This window comes from Nitrospirillum iridis (genome assembly GCF_014205765.1).
In the GTDB taxonomy this organism is placed as follows: domain Bacteria; phylum Pseudomonadota; class Alphaproteobacteria; order Azospirillales; family Azospirillaceae; genus Nitrospirillum; species Nitrospirillum iridis.
Genome location: NZ_JACIIZ010000004.1, coordinates 458,785 through 472,100, shown reverse-complemented (window position 1 = coordinate 472,100; position 13,316 = coordinate 458,785). Strand labels below are relative to the sequence as shown.

Below are 13,316 nucleotides of genomic sequence, written 5' to 3'. Positions count from 1 at the left end.
GTGGTGCAGCATCAGCGTGGCGGGCGTCCGGATGGGCGCCGGCGCCGCCGCTTCCCGCCGCCGGGCCAGGATGTTGAGGACGACGGCGGCGGAATGGACGTTCTCGCGCAACGCCTCGGCACAGGCCGCCTCCACCGCCGGGAGGCCGTCGCTCAGCACCGCCGTCAGGATGTCGACCATCTGCCGGTCGCCGTCGTCGCTGCCCGTCAGTTTGCGCCGCACCCGGTCCAGCGCCGTGGGCAGCACCCAATCCTTGAAGGGGGCGCCGTTGCGCAGGGCCCCCGGCTTGCGCGCCAGCACAGGCACATAGTGCCAGGGATCGTAGACAGTGCGGTCGCGGCCGAAGCAGCGCGCGTGCGTCCCCACCACCTGGCCGTCCTGGCGCAGTTCGATCCGGTCGGCATAGGCCCGCACTTCCACCGGGCGCCCCACCGCCTTGGCCGCCACCGAGTACTTGTTGTGGTCGAACCGCACCAGGCACGTCTTGGACACTGACGCCGGGGTGGCGTGGAAGCCGTCGAACCGCCCGGCATAACCCACCAGGCTGGGCCGTTCCGCCTCGAACATCTCCCAGACGGTGCGGTCCCGCTGCTCGGGATGCCGATGCGCCTTGGCATAGGCGATGCACTGGTCCAGCAGCCAGCCGTTCAGTTCCTCGTAGCTCGCCACCCGCAGGCGCGGCGTGAAGAACCGTTCCCGCACCAGGCCCACCTGGTTCTCCACCTGCCCCTTCTCCCATCCCGCCGCCGGGGTGCAGGCCACCGGCTCCACCAGGTAATGGCTGCACATCTGCTGGAAGCGCCGGTTGTAGGCCCGCTCCTTGCCCACGAAGATCGTGTCCACCGCCGTCTTCATGTTGTCATAGATGCCGCGTGTGCAGGTGCCCTTGAAGAAGGCGAACGCCCGGTCGTGGGCGTCGAACACCATCTCCTGCGTCTCGCGCGGATATGCCCGCACGAACAGCATCCGGCTGTGGCACAGGCGGACATGCGCCACCTTCACCGTGACCGTCACCCCGCCGATCAACACCACCTCGTGGCTCCAGTCGAACTGGTAGGCCTCCCCCGGCGCAAAGCTCAACGGCACATAGGCAGCCGCCTGCGACGCCCCGCGCCCCTTCTGCCAGGAACGGGCGTAGCGCCGCACGGCGTCATAACTGCCGTCGTACCCGGCGCCCCGCAACTCCTCGTAAATCCGCACCAGCGTCAGCCGCTCACGCGCCGCCTTGGCCTCATTGGCCAATAGCAGCGCGTCCAGCCGTTCCCGCCACGGGCCGATCTTCGGCTGGGGCTGCGCCGTCCGCTCGTACCGGAACTCCGTCGCCTCCGAACGAAGCACCTTGCGGACTACCTTCCGCGACAAACCCAGTTCACGGCAGATCGCCTTGATCGGCTTCTGCTGAACAAAATAGGCGCGCCGGATCTTCGCGATCGTCTCCACTATCAGCATCCCAATCAAGGCTCCCGCCATTGCCATGGGAGCCAGTATGAACCCGCACAAAAGGGGTCCCGATTGGACGCCGATCACCCCTCATACGGGGTCCTTATTCCACGCCGATTCACACTTCGGCCTCAGCGGCCGGATGGTGATGTCGCGGCCAGAATTTGGTGCCAGTGTTTATGAGTCCAGGCCCTAGGGCATTGCCGCCAGTTCCCGCCAAAGTAGCCGTTCCAACCAATCGGCGAAGACCTGGAGGCGGCGGGACGGGTGTCTCCGCTGCGGATAGAGCAGCGTCATCGGCATCGCCGCGGCGCGATAATCGGGCATGACCTCCGTCAAGGCTCCGGTCTCCAGATGGTGCCTGACGTCATAAGCCGGAATCTGGATCAGGCCGAGCCCGGAAAGGCAGCAGGCGATATAGGCTTCGGCGCTGTTGACGGTGACGCGCCCCCGCATCGGGAGGGACTTCTCGCTCCCCCCTTCGATCCATTGCCAATGGTCCACCCGGCCGCTGGTGGGGGATGCATAATTCACCGCCCAGTGATCCCGCAGGTCCGCAGGCGTGAGGGGGGTGCCGAAGCGTGCGAGATAGGCCGGGCTGGCGGTATTGATGAGAGGCAGCTTGCCGAGCGGGCGGGCGATCAGCCCTGAAGCCGCGAGCGTGCCAACGCGCAACACGCAATCGACACCCTCTTCGACGAGGTTCAACGCGCGATCGCCGACACCCAGATCGATGTCGATCTCCGGATAGGCGTCGAGGAAACCGGGCAAGGCGGGTGCGATGATCAGCCTGCCGATGCGGCCGGGAACGTCGATCCTGATCTTGCCGGAAGGGCGGGTGGCGGTTTGGCGGAACAGGCCCTCCACCTCCTCGACATCGGTGACGAGGCGGCCGGCCCGTTCGTACATCACCATGCCATCCTGGGTGGGCGAAACCCTACGCGTGGTGCGGTAAAGCAGGCGCGTCCCGACCTTTCCTTCCAATTCCCGGATCGCCGCCGAGACGCTTGTCCTCGGCATCCCGAGCAGATCCGCCGCCCGGGTAAAGCTCGAACAATCGACGACGCGGATGAAAATGCGGAACAGGTCGATGCGATCCATGTCGTGGCTATCTCCTATTATGCAGAATACTCGACAGGTTATGTTCGAAATGGGGCCTTTATAGGCAGAATCTAGACGCTATCCTGCATTCCGAAATGAGGCGGCGGTTCGCCGCCGCGGATATGCGGGGAGTGCGCATCAATGGCCGACCATGGCATTGCGGGAAAGACGGTCCTCATCGCGGGCGGCGCGAAGAACCTCGGAGGGCTTGTGGCGCGGGATCTTGCCTCCCACGGCGCCAAAGCGATCGCGATCCATTACAACAGCGCGTCGAGCAGGGCGGACGCCGAGGCGACCCTGGCGGCGCTGACGGCTGCGGGAGCGCAAGCTGTCGCCTTCCAGGCGGATCTCACATCGGCCAGGGCGGTGGAGAAGCTGTTCGTTGATTCCGCCGCCGCCATTGGGCGCCCCGACATCGCGATCAATACCGTTGGCAAGGTATTGAAGAAGCCGATGACCGAGATTTCGGAAGCTGAGTACGATGAGATGAGCGCCGTGAACAGCAAGGCGGCATTCTTCTTCCTCAAGGAGGCCGGCCGCCACGTCAACGACCAGGGCAAGATCGTATCGGTCGTGACCTCCCTGCTCGGGGCTTTCACCCCTTTCTATTCGAGCTATGCCGGTACCAAGGCGCCGGTCGAGCATTTCACCCGGGCTGCGGCGAAAGAGTTGGGCGACCGCGGAATCTCGGTCACCGCCATCGCCCCCGGCCCGATGGATACCCCGTTCTTCTATCCCGCAGAGGGCGCCGACGCCGTAGCCTACCACAAGACGGCCGCGGCGCTCTCCGCGCGCTCCAAGACCGGGCTGACGGATCCGGAAGACATCGTTCCGTGGATCCGTTTGCTGGTTTCCGATGGCTGGTGGATGACTGGTCAGACTATTCTGGTGAATGGTGGCTACACCACCAAATAACCTGCGGCCAACCTTATTTTTGCGAAGGCAAGTTCATGAATATCGTTCCCTATGTGAAGCAGCACCAGGAAGCGCTGGGGCTCGCCCAGCAATTACAGAAAAAGCTTGAGGAATCACCGGCGCCCGTCCAGGAAATCGTCGAGATCCTGATCGAGTTGTCAGGCAAGCTGAATTTCCATCTCTCGATGGAAGACAAGTTCGTTTATCCCAAAGCCGTGACCTCGGCGAACATCGATCTGCAGTCGACGGCCAAGAGGATGCAGGCGGAAATGTTGGGCATAGCGGATGCTTTCGCTCAATATGTCGCAGTCTGGAATTCAAATTCCATTTCGAAGGATTTGAGCAAGTTCGCATCGGAAACGACCAGTATTCTCACCGCATTGAAGAAGCGTATAGAGCTTGAGGAGCGGGAATTCTATCCGCTGGTGCGTGAGCATCTCTGATTGTAAATCGGCGCTGCCGAATCACTCCACTGGCTTAAATAGAGTCTGGAGGATTCTGTGAGGTCGCGTTGTGCCGAGGGTGCTACCGGGCACGACCGCGACCTCACACAGGCCGGTCTGGGCGAAGCCGGGGGATGACGAGCACTGGCCATGGGGAATGTGGATTTGGGGCTTGGTTGGCGACGCTGATCCGGGCCCGTTGGATGGCTTTTGATGGGGTTGGATTGACCGTAGGGCGCTCGTTGGCGGCTCCACGGACGAGAACTGGCGTCAGCTTTGCCGCTGTTTTGAAGCCGGGAGCTGTCTGCGGTGGCGCGGCGGGCGAGTTTGAGTGTTCCGCTCAAGGCCCGGACATCAGCCGCCCCAGGTTGGCCGCCGCCTTGTCATAGCCGGGATTAAGGCGCAGGGCGGCGCGCCAGGCGTCCGCGGCTTCGTCCCGCCGCCCAAGGGCCAGCAGGACGGCGCCCAAGCTGTTCCACGCCTCGAAGAAGCCGGGCTCGGCCTGCAGCACCTCCCGCAGCAACGGCTCCGCCTCCGCCGTGCGGCCAGTTTGATGCAGCAGCAGGCCCAGCAGGTGCAGGGTATCGCCCCGCGTCTGATCCCGCGCGTCGGTCAGCAGGCGGCGGTATGCCGCTTCCGCCTGCGCCACCTGGCCGTTTTGGTGCAAGGCCAACGCCTGGGCCAGCGTCGGCGCGGGGACTGGCGCATCCACCGGTGCCGCCAGGCGCCGCAGTTCCCCCGCCACCCGGCGTAGGGTGACGGCAAGCGTTTCCCCCCCGATGGGGGGGATGACCCGCATGGCGGGAAACCAGGGCCTTACCGCCGTTCCCAGCGCGCTCCAGTCATCCCGCGGATTGGAGAGGCGCCAGGTGGGGACGCCCAGGGCCGCCGCAAGCTCCCCGATCGACGTTGGCGCGGTCACCACCAGGTCCAGGGCGCTGATCAGCGCCGCCGTCCCGTCCAGGTCATTCTTGAGGTCCAGGTCGTGCCAGTCGGTCAGGGCCAGGCCACGGCTCTGGGCGCGCGACAGCTCCTCCACGACGGCATCGCGGTTGTACTGCAGATTGATCAGATGGATTCCGGGAACCTTGGCCAGAGGCATCCAGTCCTCCAGGCCGCCGTAACTGGCCGCCCGGTCCGCCGTGATCAGGCCGCTTGTCCAACAGATGCCGACCTTCAGCCCGGGCCCCAACGCCCCAACGCGGCCGGACCAGAACGCGGTGCGGTCCGGGTCGGGCGTCAGATAGGGGCGCGCGCCACGGAAGCTGCTCAGATGCGGGCGGCAATAGCGCGCCAGGCTGCCGGTGGGCAGCTGTGCCGTGGCTGTGCGCGTCCGGTGGTCGGCCTGATCCTCGCCAGGTCCCTGGGGCGGACGGCCGACCACCGTCACCGGCGCGAAGGAGCGGGCGAACAGTGGCACCAGGCGGGCATCGCATTCCAGCAGGATCGCCGTGCCCGCCGCGCGCACGGCCTCGCTGAGGCCGGCCGCCAGATCGGGCACCTGGCTTGCGAACATGATCTCGTCGCCCAGACCTTGTTCGCCCCACAACAGCAAGGTCCGGCCCAGCAGATTGTCCCCCCGCCACACCGGCACGGGAAAGCTGCGCCGGACGGAGGGGAAGCTGCTGGCTTTCCAACGGCTTTCATTCAGGGTCCAGGCCTCATCCCCCGGTCCCCGCAGCAGCAGCAGGCGGGCCAGGTTGAAGCCGGCGTCGTTGGCCAGCCGCTGATTGGCGCCGGCCTCGGCCAAAACCTGGCGCAGGGCCGCCTCCGCCTCGTCCCCGCGCCCCAGCCCCTTCAGGACCAGGGCCAGGTCCATCCGGGCGCTTCCCTGGGTGGGGTCCAGTTCCAGGCACCGCCGTAGGGCCGACAGGGCCCGGGGAAGGTTGCGCTGGTTCAGCAGCAGGTTGCCCAGGTTCGCGTAGGCGCCGGCGAAGGTGGGGTCCAAGGTGATGGCGCGCCGCCAATGCGCCTCCGCCGCCTTGGCCCGGCCGTCGTGCCTGGCCACCATGGCCAGGCCGTTTTCCGCGTCGGCGGCCAGGGATGCCGGCACGCCGGGCACGGCGGCCAGGTGGGCATAGGCGGCGCCGGCCTCAGCCATGCGGCCGGCCCGCCTCCGCCGCTCCGCCACGGTGGCCCAGGCGGTGGCGTCGGCCGGCAGGAGGGCGGCGGCGTGCTCCGCCGCCGCGAGTGCCTCCGCCTCGCGCCCCAGGGCGACGTGGACCAGGCTTAGCGCCAGCCAACCGGGGCCATCCAGAGGGGCTTGGGCACGGGCCCGCTCATACAGGCTGGCGGCCTCTTCCAACCGGTTTTGCAGGGCCAGCAGGTCGGCCAGGCCCCGACAGGCGGCGGCGGCCTCGGGACCGGCCAGGGCCTGGCGGTACAGGGATTCCGCCTCGGCGGCACGGCCGGCGGCGACGGCTGCCCGGGCGCGGGTCAGGATCGGTATCGTCATGCCCGGCCGTCCCGCTTGTCCAGCAGGGCGCGCAGCGCCGCCAAGAAGCGCTCCGCCGCCAAATCCGCGGGCCAGGGTTCCCAGGGCGTCCCGGCGTAGTCGGCATGCAGGGGATCGTCGTCCAGCGGTTGATAGGGGATCTTCAGGGTGCGGCGGATCTCCTCCCGTGACCAGCCGACGACATGCAGCGCTTCGCTCGCGGCGGCGACGCGGTCGGCCCGCTTGTGGGTCTTCTTGGTGGTGGGGTTCCAGGCGGGGATCTGATAGCGCAGGGTGATCGCCCCCTCCAGGCGGGTGGCCAGCGCCTTGTATTCCGGCCCCAGGAAAGGTTTCAGCGGAGAGATGGCGTCAAAGCCCAGCAGCCCCTCATCGGCGTCGTGCAGCAATTCGCGCAGTTCCGCGGCCGGGCTCAGCGGCCTTTCCGCCTGGGCACGGGCCAGGGCCAGCACGGTCAGGGAATGCTGCGCCACCGACAGGGGCAGGGGCCAGCGGGAATGGCCGCCCCAGCGATAGGTGCGGGCCAGCCCCATGGCCAGGTCCTCGTCATCCCAGTCCAGCGGCGTGGGCGCCAGCAGGTTCAGATGGCGCTTTGAGGGCAGCCTGACCCAGGCCCGTGCCTCACCCGTCATACCCTATGCTCCCGCCCCGCCCGCCCCGATGGTGGCGTCCCCGCCCAGAGATAGCGCGTTCGGCGGGGTGGCGGCTAGGGACTCGGGGGGGATCAGGTGCGGATCAGGCCGCGAAGGGGCGCGGGCGTGCCGCCGCCCGGGAAGACGGCCTTGTCCAGCGCCGCCTGGTCCAAGCCAAGATGGTCGCGCAGGATGCCCTTCATGACCGCGCGCAGGTCCTGCGTGGGGGCCAGGTCGCGGCCCTGGTACAGCCGGCCATCGGCCAGGCCGGGCCAGTCGGCCAGGACCCGGCCGCCCTGGATGGCACCACCCGCCAGGAAAGCGGCGGTGGCTGTGCCATGGTCGGTGCCACCGGTGCCGTTGGGGCGGGCGGTGCGGCCGAACTCCGTCACCACCGCCACCACCGTCTGCCGCCAGGCCGGCCCCAATCCGGTGCGCAGCGCCACCAGCACCTTGGAGAGGTTGCCCAGGGCGCCGGCCAAGCGCCCCGCAGTCGTGCCCTGCTGGACATGGGTGTCCCAGCCTTGCAGATCCATGACCGCCACCCGTGGGCCGCCGGGGTCGGCCAGCAGGCGGCCGGTGCTGGTGCCCAGTTGCGTGGGGTCCAGGCGCAGGGATTTGGGCGTGGTCGCGCCGCCCTCCATCGGGGCTTCCATGCCGGGGGGCATTCCCATGTCCGCGTCGGCGGCGAGCGCATGATCGGCCATGCTGGCGGAGTCGATGCCGGCTTTCAGCGCGTTGGCCAGCAATGGATCATTGGCGTACAGCGCCGCCACCCGGTCCAGGAAGTCGCCGTCCGCCTCCTTGAGCGGCGACGGTGCCCAGGATGCCACCGGGGCACCACCGCGCAGCACCAGCGGCACGCTTTGGCCCACGGCCAGGCCCAGGCGCCGGCCGCCAGAACCGTCCAGTCGCCCCCCACCCAGTTCGCCGATGGCGCGGTTCAGCCAGCCTGAGGCCGTGCCGTGCGGTGTCAGCGTGCCGTTCTCCAGCAAATCCTGGCCATCGAAATGGCTGCGGTCGCGGTAGGGGGTGGCGACGGCGTGGGCCACCAGCAACTGACCCTCCTTGTACCAGGGGTGGATTTCAGCCAGTGCCGGGTTCAGGCCGAAGAAGCCGTCGAGATCCAGCACTCCGCCCTGGGTGTTGGGATCAGGCAGGGCCAGGCGGCCGCGCAGGCTGGCGTAATCCCGGTCGGCATACGGTGCGACGGCGGCCAGGCCATCCATGCCGCCCCGCAGCACGATCAGGACGAAGCGCTGGTCGCCCAGGGTACGGGCGAAGCCGACCCGGGGCGGGAGGATGGGGGACAGGCCCATCAAGGTGGCGGCCCCGCCCAGGTGGGCCAGCAGGTGGCGACGATTCAGAATGGTCATGACACGGGCACTCCTTCAGCGCCGCTGGAATTCGGGGGCGGAGATCAGCAAGGCCAGGCCCTCGGCGGCGCTGGGCGCCCGGGCGACGGCCTGTCGGGTGGCGTCGCTCGCCTGGGGGCCCAGCGCCTGTTCCGCGACCTGGCGGGGATCGATGCGGTCGCCCAGCTTCTCCCCCACCGTCAGCGCCCAGTCGACCCGTTGCACCATGGCCTCCGGCCCCACCCAGTCGGCGGCTTGGTCGGGCCAGCCGGCGGGCGAGGGGGCGGCGAAGGGCATCTGGCCCAGCAACGCCAGGGAGCGCAGGGCGGGATCGGCGCGCGCGGCATCCTGGTCGGGCCCGGCGTCCGTGGCGACGGGGTGGACGTCGCCGGCCAGGGCGCCGGCCAGGGCGCCGGCCAGGGCGCGGGCGGTGGAAACCACCAGTTCTGTCGGGGTTTTCACCTTGCGGGCGTCCGGCGCCCAGGCCGCGTCCTGCCGCAGCAAGGTGCGGGTGACCTCCCCCAAATGGCCGTCGCTGTCGCGGTAGCTTTTTTCCAGCGCCGCCACCACCGCCGGCGGCGGCTCGTCGGCGATGAAGTGGCGGGCCAGCTTGGTGGCGACGTGGCGGGCGGTGGCGGGATGACGGGCCAGGCGTTGCAGGGCCAGCAGGCCTTCGCCCATGCCATCCTCGTTGTAGCGCTGGCCCAGCAGCAGCTTGTCGCCCGGCTCGTGCAGATTGGCGCGAAACAGGAAGGTGCCGGTATCGCGGTCGCGTTCCGCCGCGACGCTCCACCCCGTGAGGATGCGGGCCAACTCACGCACATCGGTCTGGCTGTAGCCGCCATCCACGCCCATGGTGTGCAACTCCAGCAACTCGCGGCCCAGATTCTCGTTCAGGCCGCGCTGGCGCCGGATGCCGGCCACGCTCTCGGGTCCGGCCGACACGGCGTTGTCCAAATAGGCCAGCATGACCGGATGGCGGGTCACCGCCAGCAGCAGGTCGGCGAAGGGCCCCAGGACATGGGGGCGGATGGCTTCATTCTCATACGGCACGGCCGCGGCGGCGACGATGGGCCGGCTGGTGGAAATGGTGAAGTGGTTGGACCAGAAGTGCACCAGCCGTTCGCGCAGGGGGACGTCGCTGGTGATGGCGGCGCGGGTGCGGCGCGCCACGTCACCGCGATAGGCGTTGCGCAAGGCGTCCCGCAGGGGCTTGCGTGCCTCTTCATCCTTTTCCTTGCGGGCAGCGTATGTCGCCGTCAGCCGGGTGGCACTGTCCTCCACCTCCCGCAGTTCGGGTGGCAGCGCCGTGGGCGGGGCCAGTTGGGCTTCCAGCCAGCCGCGGGGATCGGATTGCGCCTGGGCCATGTCGCCGGGACGGGCGCCCAGGCCGAATCGGTTGGTGGCGATGGCCGCTTGCAGGGTCATGGGGTGTCCTCAAACTGCCGCCGGGGCCCAAGCCGTTCGGCCCGGGATGTTGTCTGGAGTCGCTTCCGGCGCCTGGAAAGGTCTGCGGCTCGGCGATGGGCGGCAAACGCTGATGTCGGCTGTTGGTACGCTTCATGGGGCGGATACCCTGCGACTGGGCGAAGCCGCTGCCATCGGCCTTTCATCACCGGGCGCGGGATGTCAGCATAAGGTTGAATGGCGGCGGGGATTTGCATGGAGATTTGGGGCGACGGGCGCCGGGGCGGCCGGGCGTGGCGGCCGCGGCTGGTGCCAATGCTTGCCGTGCTCGTCCTGACCAGCGGCGGGCTGACCGCCAGCGGGGGCGTTCCGCCGGTCACCCCGGCCAGTCTGACGCCACCGGTGCCGGCCGCTTGGCCATCGGTGCCCGTGGCCAGTGACGGCCAGCTGTCGCCCTATGTTCCCCTGGCCGGCGCGGCGCGTCCCTGGCGGATTTGCGCCTTGCTGCCCGGTACGCAGGACAAGTTCTGGTGGGGCGTGTCCTGGGGCCTGGCGCGGGAGGCTGAGCGCCAGGGTGTGGTGGTCGGCATCTATCAGGCCGGTGGCTATGACAAGCTGGACGTGCAGAAGGCCCAGCTGGACGCCTGCCGTGATCTGAATGCCGACGCCTATATCGTGGCCGCCATCACCACGGGCGGCCTGGACGGGCAGGTGGCGGCCATCGCCGACAGCCGCCGGCCGCTGATCGATCTCATCAACGGGATCGGCTCGCCCTATGTCACCGCCCACATCCTGGCCAACTTCCGGGAAAATGCCCGTTATGGCGCGGAGTATATCCTGGAGCATCGCCCGGAATGGGAGATGGCGGCCGGTCGGCCGCTGAAGGTGGGCTGGCTCCCCGGACCAAGGGGGGCGGAGTGGGCGGACGCCATGGAGGTGACGGCGCTTACCGCCCTGCGGCGCGCGGGCGTGGCGGTTGTCCACGGTGGCTATGGCGCCACCGCGCTGCCGACGCAGATGGATCTGGTACGGGACCTGTTTGACCATACGCCGGACGTGGACGTGGTTTTTGGCAACGCCGTGGCCATCCAGGCCGCCGCCAACTATCTGCGGTCCCGTCATGACCACGACACCCACCTTGTGGCCACCTACGCCACCGATGTGGTGGCCGATTTGGTGCGGAGTGGCACGGTCGAGCTGGCGGCGTCGGATTCCCCCATCCTGCAGGCTCGCATCGCCGTGGATCTGGCCGTGCGGGCGCTGGAGGGCAGGCCGCACGGCGTGTGGAACGTGATGACGGTGGATCGTCTGGACCGCGTGGCGCTGGCCACCTACGACCTGTCGCGTATCGCCGTCCCGGAGGGGGAGCGTTTTCAGTTGCGGCCGTTGCCATCACCGACCGCGCCCGCTGCGCCGGATACCGACGCGCGGGGCGTGCAGAAGAGGCTGGCGCCCCATGAGGGATCATGACGGCTGCGAAATGATAGCCGCCAATCCTGGGGATGATACCAGCGGCAGGAGGTTTTGACGCGTGCCGCTGTAGCCCGCGACTGCGGCGCCGGGCGTTTGAGGGGGCATTTGACCGGTCACGATCAAATGCCCTTGGTATGAGGCCGCAGGAACGCCAAAAGAAAAAGGCGGGCACAGCGGCCCGCCTTTTTCTTCACTTGGCGCTGACGCCTTACTCGGCCGCCGCGCTGCCCCGACGGCGCTTGCCGCTGGGCTTGCCCTCGGTCCGGGAGCGCTGGCCCAGGCCAATGGCTTTCGCCAGGCCCGACCGCTGCTCGGCATAGTTCGGCGCGACCATGGGATAGTCGGACGGCAGGCCCCACTTCACGCGGTATTCCTCCGGCGAGAGACCGTAGGCCGTACGCAGATGGCGCTTCAGCATCTTGAGCTTGCGGCCATCTTCGAGGCAGACGATGTAATCGGGGGTGACCGACTTGCGGATGGGAACAGCCGGGGTCAAGGGCTCCGCCGGTGTGGCGACCACCTCTTCCGGCGTGACCAGGCGACGCAGGGTGTCATGCACCTGCTTGATCAGATCCGGCAGGGCGGTCGGCGCGAGCGTGTTTCCAGCAACATAGCTCGTGACGATCTTTCCAGTCAGGGCGATGATCTGCAGGTCGTCATTGGAATCGGATATCGGTTGTGTCATGTCCAGCCCTGGCGTTGTTTGTCACTTGTTGCAGGTTTTGTTGAGCGGACTATAACCGAATTTCTCTTGTTTGTATTGAAAAGAAGTGGCCCCCCCCTTGGAATGGCAAAAAAGGCGCAAAACTTGGGGGTGTTGAGTAATGGGCGGCGCTGTTAACCACCCTTGCAAGGCGAAAACCCCTGAGAATCGGAAGCTGCAAACCGTTACATGACAGGGAAGGGAAGTCGCCTTGACGTCGGCTCCCGATCCGTTGCCAACGTCTCCCGGGAAAGGCTCGACGCCGGCCATGGCCGGCGTCGAGCGGGCGGATGGTCGCGGCTCAGGCCTGCCCGGCGATGTCCTGCCCGGCGATGTCCTGCCCGGCGATGTCCTGAATGAACTGCCAAGCGACACGGCCGGAGCGGTTGCCGCGGGTCACGGCCCATTCCACGGCGCGGGCGTGCAGTTCCTCGGCGGGCACGGTGAGGCCCAGCGCCGCGGCGTAGCCGTCGACCATGGCGAAATAGGTGTCCTGGTCGCAGTTGTGGAAGCCCAGCCACAGGCCGAAGCGATCGGACAGGCTGACCTTTTCCTCCACCGCCTCGGAGGGGTTGATGGCCGTCGACCGTTCATTGTCGATCATGTCACGCGGCATGAGATGGCGGCGGTTGGAGGTGGCGTAGAACACCACGTTGGCCGGGCGCCCTTCCACCCCGCCTTCCAGCACGGCCTTGAGCGACTTGTAGTGCGCGTCGTCGTTGGTGAAGGACAGGTCGTCGCAGAACAGGACGAAGCGGCGGTCGCTCCCGCGCACGACGGCCAACAGGCGGGGCAGGGACGGGATGTCCTCGCGGTGGATTTCGACCAGGGCCAGCGGGCCATGCCCGGCGGGTTGGCCCGCCGCCTCGTTCACCGCCGCATGCACCGACTTGACGAGGGAGCTTTTGCCCATGCCGCGCGCGCCCCACAGCAGGGCGTTGTTGGCGGGCAAACCCAGGGCGAAACGGCGGGTGTTCTCCAGCAGGGTGTCACGCTGGCGCTGCACGCCCTGCAGCAGGCCGATATCCACTTTCGAGACTTCGGGCACGGGCGAGAGTGTGTCGCCTTCCGCGTGCCAGACGAAGGCGTCGGCGGCGTGCAGATCCAAGGGGGCCGGCGGCGGCGGGGCCAGGCGGTCCAGGGCGTCGGCGATGCGGGCCAGGAGCGGCAGCAAGGCGGAGTCGGCGGTCGCGGTCACGGGGGAGTTTCCTTCTGTCTGCTTCTTATCGCCGCCCTTGTCCGTGAGCCCCGGGGGCAGGGATGCGTTTGGGCGGCGGCCTGCCTATTCAACCGGCGAACGGTACGGGGATGCGTGGCGGGCGGCAACCCGCGCCGGGTGGAGGGCTGAGATTGGGTTGCAACATGGCCGGCGGTCGGTATAGTCGCGGCGAAAAC

11 protein-coding genes are annotated in these 13,316 nt (G+C 68.0%); 3 read left to right on the top strand and 8 right to left on the bottom strand.

Going from position 1 to position 13,316, the window contains the following annotated elements; translation table 11 throughout:
- A partial coding sequence (gene istA, locus FHS74_RS09580) for an IS21 family transposase (RefSeq protein WP_184799798.1) occupies positions 1-1,449 on the bottom strand: 1,449 nt, incomplete at its 3' end.
- A gap of 183 nt (positions 1,450-1,632) precedes the next feature.
- The gene (locus FHS74_RS09575; RefSeq protein WP_184799796.1) at positions 1,633-2,541 is read right to left on the bottom strand and encodes a LysR family transcriptional regulator; all 909 of its coding nucleotides are present in this window, start codon (positions 2,539-2,541) and stop codon (positions 1,633-1,635) included.
- A 141-nt stretch (positions 2,542-2,682) separates the two neighbouring features.
- On the opposite strand from FHS74_RS09575, the gene FHS74_RS09570 reads away from it, so the two are divergent.
- Together FHS74_RS09570 and FHS74_RS09565 are read left to right on the top strand one after the other, a co-directional pair.
- Positions 2,683-3,456, top strand: a complete 774-nt coding sequence (locus tag FHS74_RS09570) for an SDR family oxidoreductase (protein WP_184799793.1) — start codon at positions 2,683-2,685, stop codon at positions 3,454-3,456.
- A gap of 35 nt (positions 3,457-3,491) precedes the next feature.
- Complete coding sequence (locus FHS74_RS09565; RefSeq protein WP_184799791.1) at positions 3,492-3,899, top strand: hemerythrin domain-containing protein; 408 nt, start codon at positions 3,492-3,494, stop codon at positions 3,897-3,899.
- Between the two features lie 340 nt (positions 3,900-4,239).
- Here the strand turns inward: FHS74_RS09565 and FHS74_RS09560 are convergent, their stop codons facing one another.
- The 4 genes from FHS74_RS09560 to FHS74_RS09545 form a co-directional block, all read right to left on the bottom strand.
- The gene (locus tag FHS74_RS09560) at positions 4,240-6,354 is read right to left on the bottom strand and encodes a tetratricopeptide repeat protein (RefSeq protein ID WP_184799790.1); all 2,115 of its coding nucleotides are present in this window, start codon (positions 6,352-6,354) and stop codon (positions 4,240-4,242) included.
- Entirely contained in the window at positions 6,351-6,983 is a 633-nt protein-coding gene (locus FHS74_RS09555) for a phosphohydrolase (protein ID WP_184799788.1), read from the bottom strand. Before FHS74_RS09555 ends, FHS74_RS09560 begins: the two co-directional genes overlap by 4 nt.
- A 92-nt stretch (positions 6,984-7,075) precedes the next feature.
- Positions 7,076-8,359, bottom strand: a complete 1,284-nt coding sequence (locus FHS74_RS09550; protein ID WP_184799786.1) for a DUF1501 domain-containing protein — start codon at positions 8,357-8,359, stop codon at positions 7,076-7,078.
- Between the two features lie 15 nt (positions 8,360-8,374).
- Positions 8,375-9,766: a DUF1800 domain-containing protein gene (locus FHS74_RS09545; RefSeq protein ID WP_184799784.1), complete on the bottom strand. Its 1,392-nt coding sequence runs from the start codon at positions 9,764-9,766 to the stop codon at positions 8,375-8,377.
- Between the two features lie 294 nt (positions 9,767-10,060).
- On the opposite strand from FHS74_RS09545, the gene torT reads away from it, so the two are divergent.
- A complete protein-coding gene (gene torT / locus FHS74_RS09540) occupies positions 10,061-11,215 on the top strand; it encodes a TMAO reductase system periplasmic protein TorT (RefSeq protein WP_184799782.1) in 1,155 nt (384 codons plus the stop codon).
- 211 nt (positions 11,216-11,426) lie between these two features.
- Here the strand turns inward: torT and FHS74_RS09535 are convergent, their stop codons facing one another.
- Entirely contained in the window at positions 11,427-11,903 is a 477-nt protein-coding gene (locus tag FHS74_RS09535) for a Ros/MucR family transcriptional regulator (protein ID WP_184799780.1), read from the bottom strand.
- A gap of 319 nt (positions 11,904-12,222) precedes the next feature.
- Positions 12,223-13,119 (bottom strand): DUF815 domain-containing protein, encoded by an 897-nt coding sequence (locus tag FHS74_RS09530; RefSeq protein ID WP_184799778.1) that lies wholly within the window; start codon positions 13,117-13,119, stop codon positions 12,223-12,225.
- Between the last annotated feature and the right edge of the window lie 197 nt (positions 13,120-13,316).